Origin of the sequence: Micromonospora echinofusca (assembly GCF_900091445.1) — a bacterium.
Taxonomy (GTDB): Bacteria; Actinomycetota; Actinomycetes; order Mycobacteriales; family Micromonosporaceae; genus Micromonospora; species Micromonospora echinofusca.
Genome location: NZ_LT607733.1, coordinates 6676631 through 6697598 on the forward strand (window position 1 = coordinate 6676631; position 20968 = coordinate 6697598).

Sequence of the window (20968 nt, forward strand, 5' to 3'; positions counted from 1 at the left end):
CGCAGATCGGAGTACGAAGTGAGCGACCCATGGTGACCGACACCGTCCTCGCGGCACGGCTGACCCCGGCGCACCACGACCTGGCCCGCGTCGCCGGTGAGCTGTTCACGCCGGAACGGCTCGCCGGCTGGCGGGACGGCCCCGACGGACCGCTGACCCCGCGCGCCTGGCGCGACATCGCCGCCGCCGGCCTGCTCGGGGTGGCCCTGCCGACCGCGCTCGGCGGCCGGGGGCTGGGCCTGCTGGGCAGCCTGCTGCTCGGCGAGGCGATGGCCCCGCTGGCGGACGCCGGTGTCCTGCTCGGCATGCACGTGCACAACGACGTGGCGGCGTACTGGCTGGCGGACGCCGTGCCCGAGCTGCGGGACCGGTACCTGCCCCGGCTGCTCGACGGCACGCTGGTGGCCTGCCAGTGCGACACCGACCCGTCCGCCGAGGAGCCGACCACGGCCCGCCGCGAGGGCGACGAGGTGGTCGTCCGCGGGTCCAAGCGGTACGTCGTCAACGGTGCGATCGCCGGGCTCTGCTTCGTCACCGTCCGGCTGGACGACACGCCGGCCCTCGTGCTGGTGGAGAAGGACCGGCCGGGCGTGCGGGTCGGCACGGTGTACGACAAGCTCGGCACCCGGTCGGTGGACTCGGCCCGGATCGACTTCGCCGACGTCCGGGTTCCGGCGGCGCACGTGTTGTCCCGGGGCGGCGTCGCCCAGCTTCTGCGCTGGAACCGGGTGATGACGCGGATGCGCTACCTGATCGCGGCCGACGCGTACCTGATCCACCGGCGGCTGCTCGACCACATCGGCCGGCACACCACCCGGCGCAGCCTCGGCGGACGGGCGCTGTCGGCCTGGCCGGTCAACGCGCACGCGCTGGCCGCCGCGCGGGCCGACCTGGAACTCATGGCGGCCGGCCTGGTCGACCTGCTGGACCGGGTCGACGGGCCGGCCCCGGCGGTGCCGGAGGTGGCCGAGCTGAAGTGGTTCTGCGTCGAGCGGGCCAGCGCGCTGGCGACGCTCTGCTGCGACCTGGAAGGCGGCGCCGGCTACATGTGGGGCAGCCCGTCCCTGCGTGACCTCGCCCAGTTGCGCGGGCTGCGGATGGCCGGCGGTAGCCAGACCACGATGCTGACCCTCGCCAACCACAGCTTCGCGTGCCGGGCCGAACTGGCCGGCACCCCGCGCCCGACGGCCGCACCGGTCGGCACCGCATCGGCGGCCGGCCATGTCTGAGCACCGGCTCGACGTCACCGTCCGAGCGGCGTGTGCCCGCTTCGCCGACCGGCCGGCGCTGAGGCAGGGCGCCGCGGTACTCACCTACCGGGAGGTGGCCGACCAGTCGTCGCGGCTGGCCGCCGTCCTCGACGACGCCCTCGCCGGGCGCGCCGGCCCGGACCCCGACCGCGTGGCGGTGTACGCCCACAACAGCGTCGACTACCTGCTGTCCTACTTCGCGGTCGTGTTCAGCGGCCGGGTGCCGGTGCTGATCGACCGGGCGTTCGGCGAACGTGAGCTGACCGCCATCCGGTCCGGCTGCGGGGTCACCGCCTACCTGGTGGAGGCCGGGTCGGCGGCGGAGTTCCCGCTGGCGCCCAGCTCGGCGGTGCCGCTCGAAGGCAGCACGCACGCGCTGGTCACCGTGCCCGCCGACGGGGACGTGCCGGCCCTGCTCCCGGACACCGCCGTCTGCCGGTTCACCTCCGGCACCACCGGCGTGCCCAAGTGCCTGGAGTTCTCCGGGTTCGCGGTGCACAGCGCGGCCCGCAACTGGGTCGCCGGCACCGGGCTCGACGCGGCGGACCGGATCCTGTGCCTCGCCGCCTTCACCAACGGGCTGGCGTTCAACACGTCGCTGCTGTCGAGCTTCCTGGTCGGCGCCGAGCTGGCCGTGCATCCGGGACTGCCCACCTCGGCGAGGATCGTCCGGGCGCTGGCCGACTCACGTGCCACCCGGCTGGTCGCCTTCCCGTTCGTCTACCGGATGCTGGCGGACGCCGAACTCGCCGCGGCCCGCTTCGCCGGCCTCGACGTGGCCGTCTCGGCCGGGGCGGAGCTTCCCACGGGGGTACGCGCCCGCTTCGAGAAGCAGTACGGGGTACGGATCGCCGACTACTACGGCGTCGCCGAGGCGGGCCCCTGCACCTTCGAGCGGGACCCCGCGTACCGGCAGGGTCTGGGCACGCCGCTGCCCGGGGTGGTGCTGCGCACCCGCTCCCGTTCGGCCGGGCGGTCGGAGGTGCACCTGCGCACCAGCTCGATGGCCAGCCGCTACCTCAACGCTCCCGGCCTGCTGGAGAGCCGCATCGACGCGGAGGGCTACTACGCCACCGGCGACCTCGGCCACGTCGAGGAGGGGCGGCTGTTCATCACCGGACGGTTGGCCGGGCCGATCAACCTGGCCGGCCGCAAGGTGGATCCCCGCGAGATCGAGGAGGCGGTCCGGGAACTCGACGGGGTGCGGGACGCGGTGGTCTTCGCCGACACCGGCGCGGACGACCAGGTGCTGCTGCACCTGGCGGTGGTGGGCCGCCCGCCGCTCGGCCGCGCGGGGCTGGTCGCCGGGTGCCGGGACCGGCTGGCCGCGTACAAGGTGCCGCAGCGGATCAGTTTCGTGACGGAGATCCCGCGCTCGTCGACGGGGAAGGTGCGCCTCACCGACCTGCGCGCCGTCGTCGCCGAATCGGCGGACCGACCGGACCACGGGATCCGGTCGTGAGCGTGAAGGAGGACAGGATGACCGGAATGGACGTGCGGACCGGCGATCCCGGGCTGCGGGAACAGGTGGAGTCGCTGGTCGTCCTGGCCACCGGGCGGGCGGTGTCGGTGGACGACCTGCGCGGCTGCGGCGGGTCGCTGGACGTGGCCGGGGTCAACTCGATCGCGTACATCAACCTCATCGAGGCCCTGGACCGGCAGTTCCACGTGGTGGTCGACCCGGAACGCGACGCCGAGGCACTGTCCCAGGTGGACGGGATCGTCGGGCTCATCCGGTCGGCCGGCGTCGTCGACGGGCAGGACCGGACGTGAACGCCCCCACCCTCGCCGGCAGCTCCCGCGGCGACACCCTCCGCCGCCTGCTGGCCGAGCTGGCGCCGGTCGGCGCACCGGCTGCGGAGGTGTCCGAGGCGGTGCTCGCCGCCGGCCCGCGGGTCGGCCTGCCGGACGCCCTCGCGGTGCTCGAACACGCCTGCGGGGTGCGGCCGCTGCTGGACCTCCTCGCCGGGGCCGTACACCCGACCGTGGCCGCGGTCCGCGCCGGCGATCTGCCCTGCGCCCTCGCCCTGTTCACCCCGGACGCCACGCTGGCCCTTCCCGTGCCCGGGGTCCGGGCCCGGTCCGGCCCGGCCGGGTTCGTCCTCGACGGTCGCTACCGCTACGGCAGCCCGGCCGGGGCCGCGCTGCTCGTCGCCGAGGCGGCGGACGGCCCGCGGCTGTGCCTTCTCCGGCACGACGAGCCGGGCGTGCGGATCACCGGCCCCGACGGGTGGGGCTGGGCCGAACTGACCGGCGTGACCGTCGACCCGGCGCTGGTGTCCGGGCCGGTCTCCTGGCACCCGACGGGCCCGCTGCTGGCCGTCGTCGACGCCTACGCCTGGGCGTACGCCCCGGTCGCCGCGGCGCACGCCGCGGCGACGGTGGCGCAGCTGCGGCGGGAACTGGCCGACCCGGCCGTCGGGGTGCTCGCCGCCTCGCAGTACCTCGCCCACGAGCTGACCCGGCTGGACATCGAGTTGGCGCTGTTGTCCTCCGCCGCCCGCTTCGGGCCCCGGCTGCGCGGCGGGGAGGCCGGCGGCACCGCCGTCGTGGCGGTGCTCACCGCCTGCGCCACCCTCACCCACCGCACCGCGCAGGTCGCCGCCGACTTCGCCACCGGGTTGGGCGTGCCGGGCGGCGCCGCCGCGGACCCCGCCTGGCGGGTGGCGGTCCAGGCCGCGTTCGGTGGGCGGCGGATGGTCGAGGGTGAGCTGGCGCGCCGGATGGGCCTGCTGGCGGGGCGGAGCTGAGATGGCCCTGCCCACCGTCGTGTGCGGACGCAACGGCCGGATGGCGAACCTGCTCGCCGGGGCCGTCCGGGACACCACCGACCTGGCCCTGGCCGGCCGGCTCTGCCTGCGCGACCCGGCGGCACCGCCGGCCGACGGCGTGTTCACCTCGCTCGCCGCGCTACCCGCCGCGCCCGCCGTGGTGGTCGACTTCACCCACCGGGCCGGCACCGTCCGGCTGCTGCGGGCCGCCGAGGACACCCCGTGCGCGCTCGTCGTCGGTACGAGCGGCCTCACCGGGACGGACCAGGCGCTACTGCGCCGGGTGGCACGGCGACGGCCCGTCCTTCAGGCGGCGAACTTCAGTGCGGTCATGGCGCTGCTGCGCCGCTTCGTCGGCGAACTCGCCCAGACCTTGGACGACAGGTGGGACGCCGCCGTCGTGGACGTGCACCATGCCCGCAAGGTGGACGCCCCCAGCGCGACCGCGTCGGCCCTGGCCCGGGCCTGGGGCGCCACCAGGGCCGCCCCGCCGATCTCCTCGCTGCGGTTCGGTGACGCCGTCAGCGAGCACCGGCTGCTCGCCGGCGGCGCGGGGGAACAGATCGAACTCGCACACCGGGTCAACGAGCGGTCGGCCTTCGTCCCCGGCGTGCTCGCGGCAGTCCGATTCGCCGGCCGGGCCGCCCCTGGCCTCTACAGTCTGGAGGACGCGCTGTGCGGCTGACCCCATCGCACCACCTGCGGGAACTGGTCGTGAGCCTGGCCAAGGAGCGCCCGGACGGGGTGGCCCTGTGCGCCCCCGGCCGACCCGACCTGTCCTTCGCCGCCCTCGCCCAGCAGGTGCGGGCCACCGGCGAACGGTTGCGCGAGCTGGGTGTCGGCCCGGCGGACGCGGTGGCGCTGGCCCTGCCCTCGGGGCCCGCCCTGGCCACCACCTTCCTCGCCGTCGCCGGGCAGGCCCGGTGCGTGCCGCTCAACCCGGCGCACTCGGCGGAGGAGTTCGCCGACTACCTCCACCGCACCGCCGCCCGCGCGGTGGTGGTGCCGGCCGGCGCGGCCGGCACCGCCGCCACCGCCGCGGCACGCGAACTGGGGGTCCGGACCCTGGAACTGGTGACCCGTCCGGGCGAGCCGGCGGGCGTCGGGACGCTGGTCGGGCAGGCCGTCGACCGGCCGGCGGCCGACCGGCCCGGACACCCGGACGACGTCGCCCTGCTGCTGTTCACCTCCGGCACGATCGCCCGGCCCCGGATGGTGCCGCTCACCCACACCAACCTGCTCACGGCGGCCCGCAACACGGCCGGGGCGTTGCGGCTGGCGCCGACCGACCGCTGCCTGAACGTGATGCCGCTGTTCCACGCGCACGGCCTGACCAGCACCCTGCTCGCCAGCCTCGTCCGGGGGGCGTCGGTGGTCTGCCCGCCCGGCTTCGACGCCGCCGCGTTCTTCGACCAGCTCGACGAGTTCTCGCCCACCTGGTACACGGCCGTCCCCGCCATGCACCGGGCGGTGCTGGACGCCGCCGCGAGCACCGGTCGGCGGCCGGCCGCCCGGCTGCGCTTCGTCCGCTCGGCCTCCGCCCCCCTGCCGGACACCGTGCTGGACCAGCTGGAAGGGCTGTTCGCCGCGCCGGTGGTCGAGGGGTACGGGATGACCGAGGCGGCCTCCCTGGTGACCTGCAACCCGCTGCCCCCGGGCGAGCGCCGGCGCGGGTCGGTCGGGCTGCCGGTGGGCGAGCCGGTCCGGGTGCTCGACCCGGCGGGTCGTCCGGTGCCGGTGGGCACCCCCGGCGAGATAGCGATCCGCGGCGCCAACGTCACCGCCGGGTACGCCGACGACCCGGCGGCCAACGCCACGGCGTTCGCGGACGGCTGGCTGCGTACCGGCGACTACGGCCACCTCGACGAGGACGGCTACCTGTACGTGGTCGGCCGGGTCAAGGAGATCATCAACCGGGGCGGCTCGAAGGTGTCGCCCGCCGAGGTGGACCAGGCCCTCGCCGGGCATCCCGATCTCGCCGAGGCCGCTGCCTTCGCCCTGCCCCATCCGACGCTGGGGGAGGACGTGGCGGTGGCGGTGGTGCCCCGTGCCGGGGCGAGCGTACGCGAGCAGGAGGTGCGGGAGTTCGCCGCGCGGCGGCTGATCGCACACAAGGTTCCCGGCCGCGTCTTCGTGGTGGCCTCCCTGCCCCGCAACGCCGTCGGCAAGGTGCAGCGGCTGCGGCTCACCGAGCGGCACACCCCGGCCGGGCGCGGGCCGGCGGTGGCCACGGGCACCGACCTGGAGCGCCGGATCGCCGCGATCTGGGCCGCCGTGCTCGGAACCGACCGGCCCGGCGCCACCGAGAACTTCTTCGACCTCGGCGGCGACTCGCTGCGGCTCGCCCAGGTCGCCGAGCGGCTCCGCGTCGAGCTGGGCCGGGAGGTGCCCGTGCCGGTGCTGCTGATGCACCCGACCGTACGCGGGCTCGCCACGCACCTGAGCGGGGACGGCGGGGCCGACCCGCCGCCGGTCGCCGAGCAGCGCCGGCGGCACGACGGCCGCGACCGGCTGCTGCGCCAGCGGCGCGGCCACGGCGCCGCCGCACCGGCAGGGGAGGCCGGCTGATGGCGACCGGCCTGGAGATCGCGATCATCGGGATGGCCTGCCGCTTCCCGGGCGCCGACAACCCGGAGCAGTTCTGGCGCAACCTGCGCGACGGCGTCGAGTCGATCAGCCACTTCGACGCGGCGGAGCTGGCCGACGCCGGGGTGCCCGACCAGGCGCTCGCCGACCCCGGGTACGTCCGGGCGCAGGCGGTGCTGCCGGACAGCGACCGGTTCGACGCCGAGTTCTTCGGCATCAACCCGAAGGAGGCGGACCTCATGGATCCGCAGCAGCGGGTCCTGCTGGAGTGCGCCTGGACTGCCCTGGAGGACGCCGGCTACGACCCGGACCGGGTCGACGGGCCGGTGGGCGTCTACGCCGGTACCTACTACAACTCCTACCTGCCGCTGCTGCCACCGACGGACGACGTGGCGGAGCAGTTCGCCCGCAACATCGCCAACGAGAAGGACTACGTGGCGACCCGGCTGGCGTACAAGCTGAACCTGACCGGACCGGCGGTGACCGTCCAGACCGCGTGCTCGACCTCGCTGGTGGCGGTGCACCAGGCCGCGCAGGCGCTGCTCGCCGGCTCCTGCGACCTGGCGCTGGCCGGTGGCGCCACCGTCCGCGCCGAGCAGGTGGTGGGTTACCCGTACCAGCCGGGCGGGATCTTCTCCTCCGACGGGCACTGCCGGGCCTTCGACGACGCCGCCGAGGGCACCGTGCCCGGCAACGGTGTCGGTGTCGTGGTGCTCAAGCGGCTGGAGGACGCGCTCGCCGACGGCGACACCGTGTACGCGGTGATCCGCGGCTCGGCCATCGGCAACGACGGCGGCGAGCGTGCCGGCTTCACGGCCCCCGGCGTGGCGGGGCAGGCCCGGGTGATCGCCGCCGCGTACGCGGCGGCCGAGGTGGACCCGGCGACGGTCGGCTACGTCGAGGCGCACGGCAGCGCCACCCGCCTGGGCGACCCGATCGAGGTCGAGGCGCTGACCCGGGTGTTCGGCCCGGCCGGCGCGGACGGCTGCGCGATCGGCTCGGTCAAGACCAACATCGGGCACACCCATGCGGCGGCCGGCGTCGCCGGACTGATCAAGGCGGTGCAGGCGCTGCGGCACGGGCAGATCCCGCCCAGCCTGCACCACGAACGGCCGAACCGTGCCATCGACTTCGGGGCGACCCCCTTCGTGGTGAGCACCCGGCTGACCGCCTTCCCCCGGCGCGACCATCCCCGCCGGGCCGGGGTCAGCTCCTTCGGCATGGGCGGCACCGGTGCCCATGTGGTGCTGGAGGAGGCGCCGGCGGCCCCGCCGCCGTCACCGGCTCCGCCGGGCCCCCGGCTGCTCACGCTCTCCGCCCGCAGCGCCCCGGCGTTGGAGGAGCGGACCGACGCGCTCGCCGCGTACCTCGCCGAGCGTGCCGAGACGGACCTCGCGGCGGTGGCGCACACCCTCTGGCAGGGACGGCATCCCTTCGGCCACCGGCGGGTCGTGGTCGCCGCCGACCCGGCGGAGGCCGCCGCCGCGCTCACCGCCCGCGATCCGCGCCGGGTGGTCACCGGCGCGCCAGGCGACGCCCGGCCGGACGTCGCGTTCCTGGTACCGGGGGTGGGCGACCAGCGCCGAGGGCTCGGGTACGAGCTGTATCGCACCCAGCCGGCCTACCGCTCCGCCGTCGACGAGTGCGCCGAGTTGCTCGCGCCGCTGCTCGGCCGGGACGTTCGGGCCCTGCTGCACCCCACGTCGGGCGCGCCGGCGGCCGGCCCGGCGGACCTGCGGCGGCTGCTGGGGCGCGGCGCACCCGGGGGCGGCGGGGAACCGGACCCGCTGCACCGCACCCGCTACGCCCAGCCGGCCGCCTTCGTCGTCGGCTACGCGCTGGCCCGCCTGTGGGCCGCCCACGGCGTACAGCCCGCCGTGTTGATCGGCTACAGCCTCGGCGAGTACGTGGCGGCCTGCCTGGCCGGCGTGTTCACGCTGCCCGACGCGTTGGGCCTCGTGGTGCGCCGGGCGCAGCTCATCGACCGGCTGCCGGTCGGTGCGATGCTCGCCGTACCGGCCGCCGAGACCGAGGTCGTGGCCGACCTGGTGCCCGGGGTGCACGTGGCGGCGGTCAACGGTCCGACCCTGTGCGTGCTGGCCGGCGCGCCGGACGCGGTGGCCGAGGTCGAGCGGCGCCTGCTCGCCGCTGGCCGGGCCGTGCGGCGGCTGCCCACCAGCCACGCCTTCCACACCCCACTGATGGATCCGGTCGCCGAGGAGTTCGGCGACCTGGTCGCCTCGGTGGCCCGGCGCCCACCGACCGTGCCGTACGTGTCCAACGTGACCGGCACCTGGGTCACCGGCGACGAGGCCACCGACCCGGAATTCTGGGTGGCCCACCTGCGCCGGCCCGTCCGGTTCGCCGACGGTGTCGCCGAGCTGTGCCGGGATCCCGACCGGATGCTCGTCGAGCTGGGCCCGGGGCAGGCCCTGGGCAGCCTCGCCGCGCAGGCGCGCCCCGCAGCCACCCCGGTGCCCGCGCCGACGGTGTCGAGCCTGCCGGGCGTCTTCGACCGGGACTCCGAGCCCGCCCACTTCCTGCGGGCCGCCGGCCGGCTCTGGTCGGCGGGGGTGGCGCTTACCCCACCCGTCCCGGCGGCCCGTCCGCCACGCCGGGTGCCGCTGCCCACGTATCCCTTCCAGCGCCGGCGGCACTGGGCGGCGGTGCCGGCCGGGTCGCGGCCCCATCAGGCGACGCCCGCGCTGACCCGCCGCCGCGACGTGGCGGACTTCTTCCAGGTGCCGGCCTGGCGGATGCTGCCGCCACGCGCGAGGCGCGACGCCGCGACGAGCACCGGGCACTGGCTGCTCCTCGTCGACGACGAGGGTCTCGGCGCGGCCCTCGCCGCCCGGGTGGCGCCGGCCGCCGACTCGGTGACCGTGGTGCGGCGCGCCGACCACGACGGCCCCCGGCTGCGGCGGATCGCCGACGACCGGTACGCGATGCCGGCGGCGGACGGGGACTATCCGGAACTCCTCGCCGAGCTGGCCCGGACCGGTCGGCGGCCGGACCGGATCGTGCACCTGTGGACGGTCGGCATCGGCCCGGACACCGGCGAACGGGACGCCACCGAGCGGGGTTTCGGCAGCCTGCTCCCGCTCGCCCGGGCGCTCGCCGGCCGTCCCGGCGACGAACTGGTGGACCTCACCGTGGTCACCGCCGACCTGCGCCGGGTGACCGGCACGGAGACCGGGTCGCCGCTGGCCGCGACGGCGCTCGGCGTGTGCCTGGTGCTTCCGCTGGAACATCCGCACCTGCGGTGCCGCGCGCTCGACGTCACCCTGGCCGGCGGCGAGCCGGCGGAGGTCGCCGCCACGCTCCACGAGGAACTGTGCGACCCGGCCGGCCCGACCACCGTCGTCCTGCGCGGGCGGCACCGTTTCGGCCCGACCTACCCGACGGTGCCGCTGCCCCCGGCACCCGACCGCGCCCCCGGCGGCGGCTACCTGGTGACCGGCGGGCTGGGTGGGATCGGCCTGTCCATCGCCCGTGAACTGGCCCGGACCGAGAACGCCGGCCTGGCCCTGCTGTCCCGTACCGCGCTGCCGCCCCGGCAGCGGTGGGACGAGTGGCTGGCCAGCCGCCCCACGGACGCGACGGCCGAGCGGATCCGGGCCGTCCGCGAGCTGGAGCGCCTCGGCGCCCGGGTGGCGGTGCTGACCGCCGACGTCACCGACCCGGGCCAGCTCCAGGAGGCGGCACGACGCGCGGTCGCCGCGCTCGGCCCGGTGCACACGGTGGTGCACGCCGCCGGGGTGGCCGGTGGTGGCCTGCTCCAGCTCAAGGAGCCGGCTGTCGCGGCCCGGGTGCTGGCGCCCAAGCTGCGGGGTGGGCTCGCCGTGGTGGACCTGGCCCGGCGCATCGGTGCCCGCACGGTGGTGCTGTGCTCCTCCACGCTGTCGCTGAGCGGCGGGATCGGGCAGGTCGACTACGTGGCCGCGAACGCCTTCCTCGACGCCCTCGCCCAGCACGCCGCCGACCGGCCCGGACCCAAGGTCGTGTCGGTCAACTGGGACGCCTGGCAGGAGGTCGGGATGGCGCAGCGGCACCTCGCCGGCACCGAGCCGGTCGCCGGGCCGACGCGGCCGGTGGACCATCCGCTGCTGCACACCCGTGGCGAGCCCGCCGACGGGCACGCCGTGTACGAGGCGACCGTGGACGCCACCGACTCCTGGCTGGTGGACGAGCACCGGATGCTCGGCGACGCGGTGGTGCCCGGTACCGGCCACCTGGAGCTGGCACGCGCGGCGTACGCCGACTTCGCCGGTGCGGGCCCGGTCGTCCTGTCGGACGTGCGGTTCCACACCCCGGCCGTGCTGGGCCGGGCGGGCCGGCGGGAGCTGCGGGTGGTCCTCGACGGGGCGGGCGAGCCGGTCGGGTTCACCGTGGCCAGCCCGCACCCACGGGCGGGGACCGCGCACGGGCCGACCTGGCAGGTGCACGCCACCGGCCAGGTGGCGGCGCTGACCGACGACCCGCCACCGGACCGGCCCGTCGAGCGGCTCATCGCCGACGGCCGGCTGCGGGACCTCGGCCGGCCCGAGCCGGTCGAGCTGATGGGCTTCGGCGGGCGCTCCCGGTGCCTGCACCGGGTGTGGCAGGGCGAGCGGGAGGCGCTGGCCGAGCTGGTCCTGCCCGACCGGTACGCCGACGACCTCGTCCGGATGCAGCTGCACCCGTCGCTGATGGACCTGGCCGCCGGCTTCGTGGGAACCCACCTGGCCGAGACGTTCCGCATCCCGATCTCGTACGGGCGGCTGCGGTGCTGGCGACCCCTGCCCCGGCGCGTGTTCAGCCACCACGTGTACCGGGAGGACGACCGGCCGGACCGGGAGACGTCCACCGCCCAGATCACCCTCTACGACGCTGCCGGGCGGGTGCTCGTGCGGATCGACGACTTCGTCCTGAAGCGGGTCGCCGACCTGCGGCGGACCTTGGACGCCGCCCGTACCGGCAGCGGCCCGGAGATCGGCGGGTTCCGGCTCCCGGGCCCCCCGACGGTCGGGGGCGCGGGGCTGCTCGGCGCGCACCTCGCCACCGGCCTGCGGCCTGCCGAGGGCGCCGACGCCTTCCGCCGGCTGCTCGCCGCCGACGTCGGCCCGCAGGTGGCGGTGGTGGCCAAGGACCTCGACGCGGTGTTCGCCGACATCGCCGGTCGCCGGGGGGCCGAGGCGGTGGCGCAGCGGCCACCGGCGCACCCCCGACCGGCGCTGGGCACGCCGTACCGGGCGCCCGGCGACGCGGTGGAGGCGCGCCTTGTCGACATCTGGCACGACCTGCTCGGCGTGGAGCAGGTCGGGGTCGACGACGACTTCTTCGAGCTGGGCGGGCACTCCCTGCTCGGGCTGGAGATGGTCAACCGGATCGGCCGCGAGCTGGGGCTGAGCGTGCCGCTGAGCGTGCTGTTCGAGGCGCGCACCGTCGCCGAGTTGGCCGACGTGCTCCGCCGGGAGCCGGCGCCGGCCGGCCCGGCCGTACTGACCGAGAGCCGAGGAGGATGACCGATGGGTGACATCGAGACGGTCGGCGTGGTGGGCGCCGGCGTGATGGGAACCGGGGTGTCGCAGGCCCTGGCGGAGGCCGGGCTGTCGGTGGTGCTGGTGGACCTGAGCACCGAGATCCTGGACCGGGCCCGGCGGGAGATCGGGGACGGGGTACGCCTGCGGCGGCTGCTCGCGGGAACCGGCGGGAACCGGACGGCGGTGCTGGAGCGGATCAGCTGGCACACCGACCTGGACGCCCTCGCCGAGGTCGACTTCGTCATCGAGAACGTCACCGAGGACTGGGCCGTCAAACAGCCGGTGTACGAGCGGCTGGACGAGGTGTGCCGGCCGGACACGGTGCTGGCGGCGAACACCTCCGTCATCGCGATCACGGCTCTCGGTGGCCTGACCCGCCGGCCGCAGGCGGTGCTGGGCATGCACTTCATGAACCCGGTGCCGCTGCGACCCATGGTCGAGGTGATCCGGGGGCACCACACCAGCGACGAGACCGTCGCTCGCGGTCGCTCCCTGCTGGAGCGGCTGGGCAAGGAGGCCGTGGTGGTGGCCGACTCGCCGGGCTTCGTCAGCAACCGGGTGCTCATGCTGACGATCAACGAGGCGGCCTTCCTGCTCCAGGAGCGGGTCGCCGACGCCGCGGAGATCGACCGGCTCTTCCGTGGCTGCTTCGGGCACCGGATGGGCCCGTTGGAGACCGCCGACCTGATCGGCCTGGACACCATCGTCCAGTCCATCGAGGGGCTGCACGAGGCGTTCGCCGACAGCAAGTACCGACCCTGCCCGCTGCTGCGCCGGATGGTGCAGGCCGGCCTGCACGGCCGCAAGAGCGGTGCGGGCTTCTACTCCTACGCCGGTGCCGGCGACCGGCCGGCGCCAGCGGAGAGGCGAGGATGATGGAGAACATTCGACGGCAGGTCCGCGCGTTCCTCGCCCGGTACGTCCGGGACCGGGAGATCGCCGACGACGAGAACATCTTCGCCGCCGGGGACGTCAACTCGCTGTTCGTCATGCAGCTCGTGCTGTTCGTCGAGAGCGAGCTGGACTGCCCGGTGGCGGACGAGGACCTGGAACTGGAGAACTTCAGCAGCATCGACGCCATCGTGGCGTTGGTCGGGCGTCGGACTGCGACGGTACGCGGATGAGGGTCCAGCTCACCGCCGACCAGCAACGGGCGTGGGAGCGGTTCGCGGCGTTCGCCGACGACGACCTGGTGCCGTACGCCGGCGGCTGGGACCGCGCGCAGGAGTTGCCCCGCGCCGTCGTGCACCGCCTCGCGGAGGCGGGGCACCTCGGTGCGGTGATCCCCGCCGAGTACGGCGGCGCCGGGCTCGACGCGATCAGCTTCGGGCTGCTGCACGAGGAGGTCGGCCGGGCCTGTTCCTCCGTGCGCAGCCTGCTCACCGTGCACGGCATGGTGTCGTACGCACTGCTGCGGTGGGGCCGCCCGGAGCAGCGCGCCCGCTGGCTGCCGGAGCTGGCCCGGGGGGCGTGCCTGGGCGCGTTCGCGGTGACCGAGCCCGGCGCGGGCAGCGACCTGGCGGGGCTGTCCGCCGAGGCCCGGTCGGTGCCCGGAGGGTACGCGCTGGACGGGCACAAGCACTGGATCACCTTCGGCCAGTACGCCGACCTCTTCCTGGTCTTCGCCCGGTTGGCCGGCCGGCCGGCGGCCTTCCTCGTGGAGCGGCAGCGCAGCGGGCTGACGGTGGTGCCGCAGACCGGCGCGCTCGGCACCCGCGCCTCGATGCTCGCCGAGCTGCGGCTGGAGGACTGCCGCGTCCCGGCGGAGAACCTCGTGGGGCGGCCGGGTTTCGGGCTGTCCGCGGTGGCCGCGAGCGCCCTGGAACTGGGGCGCTACAGCGTCGCGTGGGGCTGCGTCGGGCTGGCGGAGGCGTGCGTGCGGGCGTCCCTGGCCTACGCGGACACCCGGGAACAGTTCGGCCAGCCGCTGCGTCGCCACCAGCTCGTGCAACGCATGCTGGCCGACATGGTGACCGGGACCAGCGCGGCCCGGCTGCTCTGCCAGCAGGCCGGCTGGCTGCGCGAGAGCGGCGACCCGGCCTCGGTGCACGCGACCTGGCTGGCCAAGTACTTCGCCTCCACCGCCGCCGTGCGCGCGGCCGACGACGCGGTGCAGATCCACGGCTCGCGCGGCATCGGCGACGCGTATCCGGTGCAGCGGTACCTGCGCGACGCGAAGGTCATGGAAATCATCGAGGGCAGCACGCAGCTCCAGCAGATCACCATCGCGGAGTCGGCGTACCAGCTACGGCCCCGGTCGGCGGGTGACGCGCAGCCCCGCCAGGGTGCGGAGGGACTGATCCGATGAACGCTGAGGACGCACGGTCGCAAGCGGAGGCGCCGGCCGGCGGAATGATCAAGTGTGTCGTCTGGGACCTCGACCACACGCTCTGGGACGGCGTGCTGCTCGAGGACGGCGAGGTGCGGTTGCGCCCGGGCGTCGCCGAGGTGCTGCGGGTGCTCGACGAACGCGGCGTCCTGCACTCCGTGGCCAGCCGCAACGACCCGGACGCCGCGCTGGCGGCGCTGCGCCGGCTGGGCGTGGCCGAGTACTTCCTGCATCCCCAGATCGGCTGGGGCGCCAAGTCGACCTCCGTGCGGGCCGTCGCCGAGGCGCTCAACATCGGCCTGGACGCGCTGGCCTTCGTCGACGACGACGACTTCGAGCGGGCCGAGGTCGGTCACATGCTGCCCGAGGTTCGCTGCATCGACGCGGCGGAGGCGGCCACCCTCGCCGACCGCCCCGAGCTGACCCCCGAGGTGGTCACCGCGGACGCCCGCCAGCGCCGCGAGATGTACCGGGCCGACCTGGCACGCCAGCAGGTGGAGAGCCGCTTCGACGGGCCGACCGAGGAGTTCCTGGCCAGCCTGGGGATGCACCTGACGATCGCCGAGGCCGGGCCGGACGACCTGCTGCGGGCCGAGGAGCTGACCGTCCGTACGCACCAGCTCAACACCACCGGCTACACCTACTCGCGGGCGCAGCTCGACGCGTTCCGCACCTCGCCCCGGCACCGGCTCTACGTGGCGCGGCTGTCCGACCGGTTCGGCCCGTACGGCACCATCGGGCTCACCCTGATCGAGCAGGAGGGTTCGGCGTGGACGATCAAGTTGCTGCTGATGTCCTGCCGGGTGATGTCCCGGGGAGTGGGCGGCGTGGTCATCACGTTCCTGCGCCGCCTGGCCCGCGACTCGGGCGTACGGCTGCTCGCCGAGTTCGTGCCGAACGGCCGTAACCGGATGATGCACGTCACCTACCGGATGAACCGGTTCCGGGAGATCGGCCGCGACGGCGAGCGGGTGCGCCTCGAGTGCGACCTCTCTGACGTGCCGCCGCTCCCCGGCCACCTGCGGGTGGAGACGCCGTGACGGCTGGCGCGGACGCCGCCGCGGGCGCGGCGCGGGAGGTGGGCCTGGTCCGTCCCCGGCCGCTCCCCGGGGCCGCGCTGCGGCTCGTCTGCTTCCCGTACGCCGGCGGGGGCGCCTCGGTCTTCGCCTCCTGGCCGGCGGGAACCGGGCCGGACATCGAGGTCTGCGCGGTCCAGCTACCCGGCCGGGAGGCACGCTTCGGGCAGCGGCCCTTCCAGGACGTACGGACCCTCGTCTCCGCCGTCGAGGCGAGCCTCGGCGGGCTGCTGGACGAGCCGTTCGCGCTCTTCGGGCACAGCATGGGCGCCCTCGTCGCGTTCGAGTTCGCGCGCCGGCTGGCCGCGCGGCGTCGCCGGGCGCCGGCCCACCTGTTCGTCTCCGCCCGGCCGGCACCGCACCTTCCCCGGCCGTGGCCGCGCGCGCACCTGCTCCCCGACGACCAGTTGATCGACCGGGTCCGGCAGATCGGCGGCACCCCGGCACAGGTGCTCGCCGACGCCCGGCTGATGCGGCTGGTCCTGCCGGTGCTGCGGGCCGACTTCGCCGTCAACGACGGGCACGTGCACCGCCCCGGCCCGCTGCTGGACTGCCCGGTCACCGCGCTGGGCGGCCGGGACGATCCCGAGGCGTCGCCGCGGGCGCTGACTGCCTGGCAGCGGCACACGACCGGTCCGTTCCGGCTGCGCCTCTTCGACGGCGGCCACTTCTACCTGCGTGAGCACCGCGACGAGCTGCTGCGGGTGGTGCGGGAGTCGCTGGTCGGCTGAGCTACCGGCCTGGCTCAGCCGGCCAGCAGCTCCGCGACCTGGTACGCCAGGTCGAGCGCTCGGTCCCGGCCGAGTCCCCGGCCGCCGGCTGCCGCGCCCGGCCGATCGCCGTCGAGCGCCACGCGGAGCCCGCCCGGGTGGGTGCCCAGGGCCCGGTGCACCGCGAAGTAGCCGCGCACGCTGTCGAGGACGCGGCTGAACGGTGTACCGGGGGCCGCCATCGGATCGCACTGCCAGAGCACCCGGTGCCCGGCAGCGGTCATCTTCTCCACGATCGGGGGGAGGCTCTCCTCGACCCGGCCGGAGCCGAGCCGGCAGGTGAGGGTGAGCCGGCCGGCGACGTTGTCCGGGTTGAGCCGTTCGCAAAGTTCGACGGCCGACTCGGGCAGGGTGTCCGGCCCCAGGGTCACCGTCACCGGGTTGGCGATCCGGGCGACGAGGTCCACGTGCGCGCCGTCGAGGCGGCGGACCTGCTCGCCGAGGCCCAGCAGGTGACCGGAGAGACCGTACCTGCCGCCCCGGGCGGCCCGGATCAGCGGCCGCTCGTACTCCAGCACCAGGGCGTCGTGCGAGCTGTAGAGGCGGGCGTGCGGGCGCGCCGCGGCGTCCGGCACCCCGGACGCCCGCAGGAACGCCATGGCGCGGCCGATCTGCCGGGCGGCGTCGAGGTGCGGCGTGGCCGGATCGGCGCCGTCCAGCAGGCCCTGCTGCCAGCGGTGCACCGACTGGAGGTCGGCCAGGTCGCCGGTGAGGTGGGCGCGCAGTACGTTCATGGCGCCGGCCGCGTTGGCGTACGCCAGGATGAGCCGGCGTGGGTCGGGGACACGGGCTTCCCGCACCGGCGCGCGGCCGTTGACCAGGTCGCCCCACCAGCTCGGCAGTCCGGTGCGGTCCGTCAGCGTGGCCGCCGGGCGGGCGTACCCGCCGGCGGCCCGAGCGACACTGACCACCGGCATCGAGCCGCCGTACGCCAGGACCAGGGCCATCTGGGCGAGGGTCGCGGCGTTGGCGACCAGCCGCGCCTCGGTGTTGTCGGCGAAGGACTCCACCGGGTCGCCGCCCTGTAGCAGGAACGCGCGCCCCTCGGCGGCGACGGCCAGCCGGTCGCGCAGCTCGTCGACCTCGGCCGGCGTGACGAGTGGCGGCAGGGTGCCGAGGAGCCGCATCGCGTCGGCCAGCTCCGCCTCGTCGGGCCAGGGTGGTCGCTGCGCCCCGGGCAGGCCCCGCCAGCCGTCGAGCCCGTCGCCCTCGACGTTCCGGCTGACCTCCGGCGCCGGCCAGGCGGTCGGCGGCCAGCGCCGTAGCAGGCCCGGCGGTCTCATACCGTCTCCCTCCGACGACCCCTCCCCCGTGTCCGTCCGTCCAGGATGGCCGCTCGCCGGACGCGGGGAGATCTCCGAGAATGCGCAGTCCGGTGCTGGTGCCGGGTGGCCGGCGGGTCAGGCGGCGCACGCGCAATCCGGAAGGTGCGTGGCCGGTACGGCGGGTGCCACCGTCGGGTGGTCAGGGGCGGTCCGGCCGTGCCGTACCACCGGCCCGTCGCCAGGAGACACCGAGGAGGCAGTCGTGACGGTAGATCCGGGATCACGGGCGGTCGTGCTGGGCGGGAGCATGGCGGGCCTGCTCGCCGCCCGGGTGCTCGCCGACGCATACGACGAGGTGGTCATCGTCGACCGGGACGAGTTGACCGGCAGCGACGCCCGCCGGGGCGTGCCGCAGGGCCGGCACGTGCACGGCCTGCTCGCCCGGGGCCAACAGATCCTGGAGACACTGTTCCCGGGTTTCACCGGGCGGGCGGTCGCCGCCGGCGTACCCACCGGTGACCTGGGCGAGTTGCGCTGGTTCTTCAACGGCAGGCCGCTGCGCCGGGCGAGCACCGGACTGATCTGCGTCTCGGCGTCCCGGCCCCTGCTCGAGGCCCAGGTGCGCGACGCGGTCGCCGCGCTGCCCGGGGTCCGGCTGCGCGGCGGCTGCGACATCGTCGGTCCGGTCGCCACCGAGGACCGCGACCGGGTCACCGGCGTCCGGGTGCGCCCGCGCGATGCCGCCTCCGACGAGGTGATCCACGCCGATCTGGTGGTGGACGCCACCGGGCGGGGTTCCCGTACGCCGGTCTGGCTGGCCGAGTTGGGCTACCAGCGACCGGCGGAGACCCGCATCCCGATCGACCTGGCGTACACCACCCGGCACTACCGGCTGCGCGACGAGAGCATCCTGCACGGCGACCTGTCGATCAACCCGGTCTCCACCCCCTCGCACCCTCGCGGGGCGTTCTTCTCCCGGATCCAGGACGGCCGGAGCGTGCTGTCGCTGACCGGCGTGCTTGGCGACCACCCCCCGGCGGACGAGCGGGGCTTCCTGGACTTCGTCCGGTCCCTCCCGGTGCCGGACATCTTCGATGTCATCCGCGACGCCGAACCGCTGGACGACCCGGTCTCGTTCCGCTACCCGGCCAGCGTGCGCCGGCACTACGAGCGTCTCGACCGCTTCCCGGCCGGCCTCCTGGTCCTCGGCGACGCGCTGTGCAGCTTCAACCCGGTGTACGGCCAGGGCATGACGGTGGCGGCGCTGGAGGCGCTGACGCTGCGCGAGCACCTACGGGCCGGTCCGGTGCCCCGCCCGGCGGCCTTCTTCCGGGACGCCGCCCGGGTGGTCGACGTGCCCTGGGACATCTCCGCCGGTGGGGACCTGAGCTTCCCGGGGGTGGTCGGGCCCCGCCCGCCGAAGGTCCGGATGGCCAACGCGTACATGGCCCGTCTCCAGGCCGCCGCGGTCCGCGACGGCGCGGTGACGCGTACCTTCATGCGGGTGGCCGGCCTGGTCGACCCGCCGACGCACCTGATGCGCCCGGGCATGGTGTGGCGGGTCCTAACCCAGTCGCGGGGCGTGGCGCCGGTCCCGGTCCGACCGACCGAACGGGCCGTCGCCGGCGACTGAGGCCACGGGATTCCCACGTAAAAGAAATCGGCAATCGGCAAAACGGCAATCGAAAAGATGCACGCCCGTCTGCTGTCGCGAACCATAGGCACGAATAGCGATCGTCGCCTTTGGATCGGCTGAACCTCCGCAGATGGTAGGTGCACCCATGGTCATGTCACGTCGGCAGCTCATCGGCTCGACTGCCGCGATATCCGGTGCCACCGTCGGCCTCGCCGGCCTGGGCGCCACGCCCGCCCAGGCCGCCGGCGCCCCGGGCACCGCGGTCGACCCGCAGGTCGTCATCCACCGCGACGACCCGCGGTACGCGCAGCTCATGCTGCGCTCTTTCAACCCCCGGTTCATCTCGTCCCCGGAGACGGTCCACCTCACCTACACCGCCGAGCAGGTCCGCGCGGCGGTCGAGCAGGCGGTCGGCCGGGGCGAGCGCATCACCGTCCGCAGCGGCGGCCACTGCCTGGACAACCTGGTCGGGGACTCCGCGTTCCGGGTGCTGGTCGACGTGTCGGCCATGAACCAGACCTGGTACGACCGGCGGCACCGGGCGTTCGTCGTGGAGTGCGGCGCCACCCTCGGCCAGATGTACGAGCAGCTCTACCTCGGCTGGAAGGTCACCGTGCCGGCCGGCGTCTGCCCGCCGGTGGGCGTCGGCGGCCACATCGTCGGCGGCGGGTACGGGCCGCTGTCGCGCAAGTTCGGGCTCTCCGTCGACCATCTCTACGGGGTGGAGGTGGTCGTGGTCGACCGGTCGGGCCGGGCCCGGACCATCGTGGCCACCTCCCGTCCGGACGACCCGCACCGCGAGCTGTGGTGGGCGCACACCGGCGGTGGCGGGGGCAACTTCGGGATCGTCACCAAATACCTGTTCCGTACGCCCGGCGCCACCGGCGACGACCCGGGCAAGCTGCTGCCGACGCCGCCGCCGACCCTCCTCATGACCTGGGTCTCCTACCCGTGGGACGGGCTGACCCAGGAGGGCTTCGTCCGGCTGGTGAAGAATCACAACGCGTGGCACGCCGCCCACAGCGCCCCCGGCGACCCGTACGAGGGGCTGCACAGCGCGCTGCACCTGAACACCGAGAAGGAACAGTTCATCTTCCTGGAGATCCGCACGGACGCCACCATGCCCGACGCGCGGAAGGCGCTCGACGAGTACGTCGCCGCCGTGTCGGCGGGAGTCGGCGTCACCCCGCAGGTCAACACGACGGACGACCTGTGGCTGGCCAACGCGACGCTGGAGTACCCGCAGACCATTCCGCCGCGCACCAAGTCCAAGGGCGGCTACCTGCGCAAACCGCTGGCCGAGCGGCAGATCGTGGAGCTGTACCGGGGCCTGCGGGATCCGGCCTACAAGGGGCAGTGCCTGGTCTACTTCGCCGGATACGGGGGCCAGGTCAACGCGGTGGGGCCGAACGCCACCGCGGTTCCGCAGCGCGACTCCATCCTGAAGCTCTGGTTCTCGGCCTCCTGGCCGGACGCCGCGGACGACGAGGAGTCGGTGGACTGGGTGCGCCGCTTCTACCAGCGGGTCTTCGCCGACACCGGCGGGATGCCGGTGTCCAACGACCGCTACGACGGCTGCTACATCAACTATCCGGACATCGACAGCCGGGACCCGGCCTGGAACCGGTCCGGCGTGCCGTGGAGCACCCTCTACTACAAGCAGAGCTATCCCCGCCTACAGCGCATCAAGGCCAGGTACGACCCGAACGACGTCTTCCGGCACCCCTTGTCCATCGAGCCGCTGGCCGGCTGAGCCGCCGGGG

At 75.1% G+C, this 20968-nt stretch carries 15 protein-coding genes; 14 read left to right on the top strand and 1 reads right to left on the bottom strand.

Annotation, left to right across the window (positions count from 1 at the left end):
* The first annotated feature begins 29 nt into the window (after positions 1-29).
* The 12 genes from GA0070610_RS28850 to GA0070610_RS28905 are packed head-to-tail and all read left to right on the top strand — an operon-like array spanning position 30 to position 16265.
* Positions 30-1229 (top strand): acyl-CoA dehydrogenase family protein, encoded by a 1200-nt coding sequence (locus GA0070610_RS28850; protein WP_089002947.1) that lies wholly within the window; start codon positions 30-32, stop codon positions 1227-1229.
* Positions 1222-2712, top strand: coding sequence for a class I adenylate-forming enzyme family protein (locus GA0070610_RS28855; protein ID WP_089002948.1), 1491 nt, complete (start codon positions 1222-1224; stop codon positions 2710-2712). Before GA0070610_RS28850 ends, GA0070610_RS28855 begins: the two co-directional genes overlap by 8 nt.
* Before the next feature lie 17 nt (positions 2713-2729).
* Positions 2730-3023, top strand: coding sequence for a hypothetical protein (locus GA0070610_RS28860; protein ID WP_144082282.1), 294 nt, complete (start codon positions 2730-2732; stop codon positions 3021-3023).
* Positions 3020-4000 carry a hypothetical protein gene (locus GA0070610_RS28865; protein ID WP_089002950.1) on the top strand — a complete coding sequence of 327 codons (981 nt, stop codon included), beginning with the start codon at positions 3020-3022 and terminating at the stop codon, positions 3998-4000. The genes GA0070610_RS28860 and GA0070610_RS28865 overlap by 4 nt, the downstream gene beginning before the upstream one ends.
* A 1-nt stretch (position 4001) precedes the next feature.
* Entirely contained in the window at positions 4002-4706 is a 705-nt protein-coding gene (locus GA0070610_RS28870; protein WP_089002951.1) for a 4-hydroxy-tetrahydrodipicolinate reductase, read from the top strand.
* Positions 4697-6589, top strand: coding sequence for a non-ribosomal peptide synthetase (locus tag GA0070610_RS28875; RefSeq protein WP_157747268.1), 1893 nt, complete (start codon positions 4697-4699; stop codon positions 6587-6589). Before GA0070610_RS28870 ends, GA0070610_RS28875 begins: the two co-directional genes overlap by 10 nt.
* The gene (locus GA0070610_RS28880; RefSeq protein ID WP_089002952.1) at positions 6589-12111 is read left to right on the top strand and encodes a type I polyketide synthase; all 5523 of its coding nucleotides are present in this window, start codon (positions 6589-6591) and stop codon (positions 12109-12111) included. Before GA0070610_RS28875 ends, GA0070610_RS28880 begins: the two co-directional genes overlap by 1 nt.
* 3 nt (positions 12112-12114) lie before the next feature.
* Complete coding sequence (locus GA0070610_RS28885) at positions 12115-13005, top strand: 3-hydroxyacyl-CoA dehydrogenase family protein (protein WP_089002953.1); 891 nt, start codon at positions 12115-12117, stop codon at positions 13003-13005.
* Positions 13005-13253 carry an acyl carrier protein gene (locus GA0070610_RS28890; RefSeq protein WP_089002954.1) on the top strand — a complete coding sequence of 83 codons (249 nt, stop codon included), beginning with the start codon at positions 13005-13007 and terminating at the stop codon, positions 13251-13253. The genes GA0070610_RS28885 and GA0070610_RS28890 overlap by 1 nt, the downstream gene beginning before the upstream one ends.
* Positions 13250-14437, top strand: a complete 1188-nt coding sequence (locus GA0070610_RS28895; protein ID WP_089002955.1) for an acyl-CoA dehydrogenase family protein — start codon at positions 13250-13252, stop codon at positions 14435-14437. Before GA0070610_RS28890 ends, GA0070610_RS28895 begins: the two co-directional genes overlap by 4 nt.
* Complete coding sequence (locus GA0070610_RS28900; protein ID WP_089002956.1) at positions 14434-15498, top strand: HAD-IIIC family phosphatase; 1065 nt, start codon at positions 14434-14436, stop codon at positions 15496-15498. The genes GA0070610_RS28895 and GA0070610_RS28900 overlap by 4 nt, the downstream gene beginning before the upstream one ends.
* On the top strand, positions 15495-16265 hold the full coding sequence (locus tag GA0070610_RS28905) for a thioesterase II family protein (protein ID WP_197697779.1): 771 nt from the start codon (positions 15495-15497) through the stop codon (positions 16263-16265). Before GA0070610_RS28900 ends, GA0070610_RS28905 begins: the two co-directional genes overlap by 4 nt.
* A gap of 14 nt (positions 16266-16279) precedes the next feature.
* Here GA0070610_RS28905 and GA0070610_RS28910 read toward each other — a convergent pair whose 3' ends face one another.
* Positions 16280-17587 carry a 3-deoxy-7-phosphoheptulonate synthase gene (locus tag GA0070610_RS28910; RefSeq protein ID WP_089002957.1) on the bottom strand — a complete coding sequence of 436 codons (1308 nt, stop codon included), beginning with the start codon at positions 17585-17587 and terminating at the stop codon, positions 16280-16282.
* A gap of 289 nt (positions 17588-17876) precedes the next feature.
* On the opposite strand from GA0070610_RS28910, the gene GA0070610_RS28915 reads away from it, so the two are divergent.
* On the top strand, positions 17877-19202 hold the full coding sequence (locus GA0070610_RS28915) for an FAD-dependent oxidoreductase (protein ID WP_089002958.1): 1326 nt from the start codon (positions 17877-17879) through the stop codon (positions 19200-19202).
* 148 nt (positions 19203-19350) lie between these two features.
* The gene (locus GA0070610_RS28920; protein ID WP_197697780.1) at positions 19351-20958 is read left to right on the top strand and encodes an FAD-binding oxidoreductase; all 1608 of its coding nucleotides are present in this window, start codon (positions 19351-19353) and stop codon (positions 20956-20958) included.
* The last annotated feature ends 10 nt before the right edge of the window (positions 20959-20968 follow it).

Coding starts and splice junctions, on each gene's coding strand:
- GA0070610_RS28860 (WP_144082282.1), top strand. CDS start 2,730: ATGACCGGAATGGACGTGCGGACCGGCGATCCCGGGCTGCGGGAACAG.
- GA0070610_RS28890 (WP_089002954.1), top strand. CDS start 13,005: ATGGAGAACATTCGACGGCAGGTCCGCGCGTTCCTCGCCCGGTACGTC.
- GA0070610_RS28885 (WP_089002953.1), top strand. CDS start 12,115: ATGGGTGACATCGAGACGGTCGGCGTGGTGGGCGCCGGCGTGATGGGA.
- GA0070610_RS28920 (WP_197697780.1), top strand. CDS start 19,351: ATGGTCATGTCACGTCGGCAGCTCATCGGCTCGACTGCCGCGATATCC.
- GA0070610_RS28915 (WP_089002958.1), top strand. CDS start 17,877: ATGGCGGGCCTGCTCGCCGCCCGGGTGCTCGCCGACGCATACGACGAG.
- GA0070610_RS28895 (WP_089002955.1), top strand. CDS start 13,250: ATGAGGGTCCAGCTCACCGCCGACCAGCAACGGGCGTGGGAGCGGTTC.
- GA0070610_RS28850 (WP_089002947.1), top strand. CDS start 30: ATGGTGACCGACACCGTCCTCGCGGCACGGCTGACCCCGGCGCACCAC.
- GA0070610_RS28880 (WP_089002952.1), top strand. CDS start 6,589: ATGGCGACCGGCCTGGAGATCGCGATCATCGGGATGGCCTGCCGCTTC.
- GA0070610_RS28900 (WP_089002956.1), top strand. CDS start 14,434: ATGAACGCTGAGGACGCACGGTCGCAAGCGGAGGCGCCGGCCGGCGGA.
- GA0070610_RS28855 (WP_089002948.1), top strand. CDS start 1,222: ATGTCTGAGCACCGGCTCGACGTCACCGTCCGAGCGGCGTGTGCCCGC.
- GA0070610_RS28910 (WP_089002957.1), bottom strand. CDS start 17,587: ATGAGACCGCCGGGCCTGCTACGGCGCTGGCCGCCGACCGCCTGGCCG.
- GA0070610_RS28870 (WP_089002951.1), top strand. CDS start 4,002: ATGGCCCTGCCCACCGTCGTGTGCGGACGCAACGGCCGGATGGCGAAC.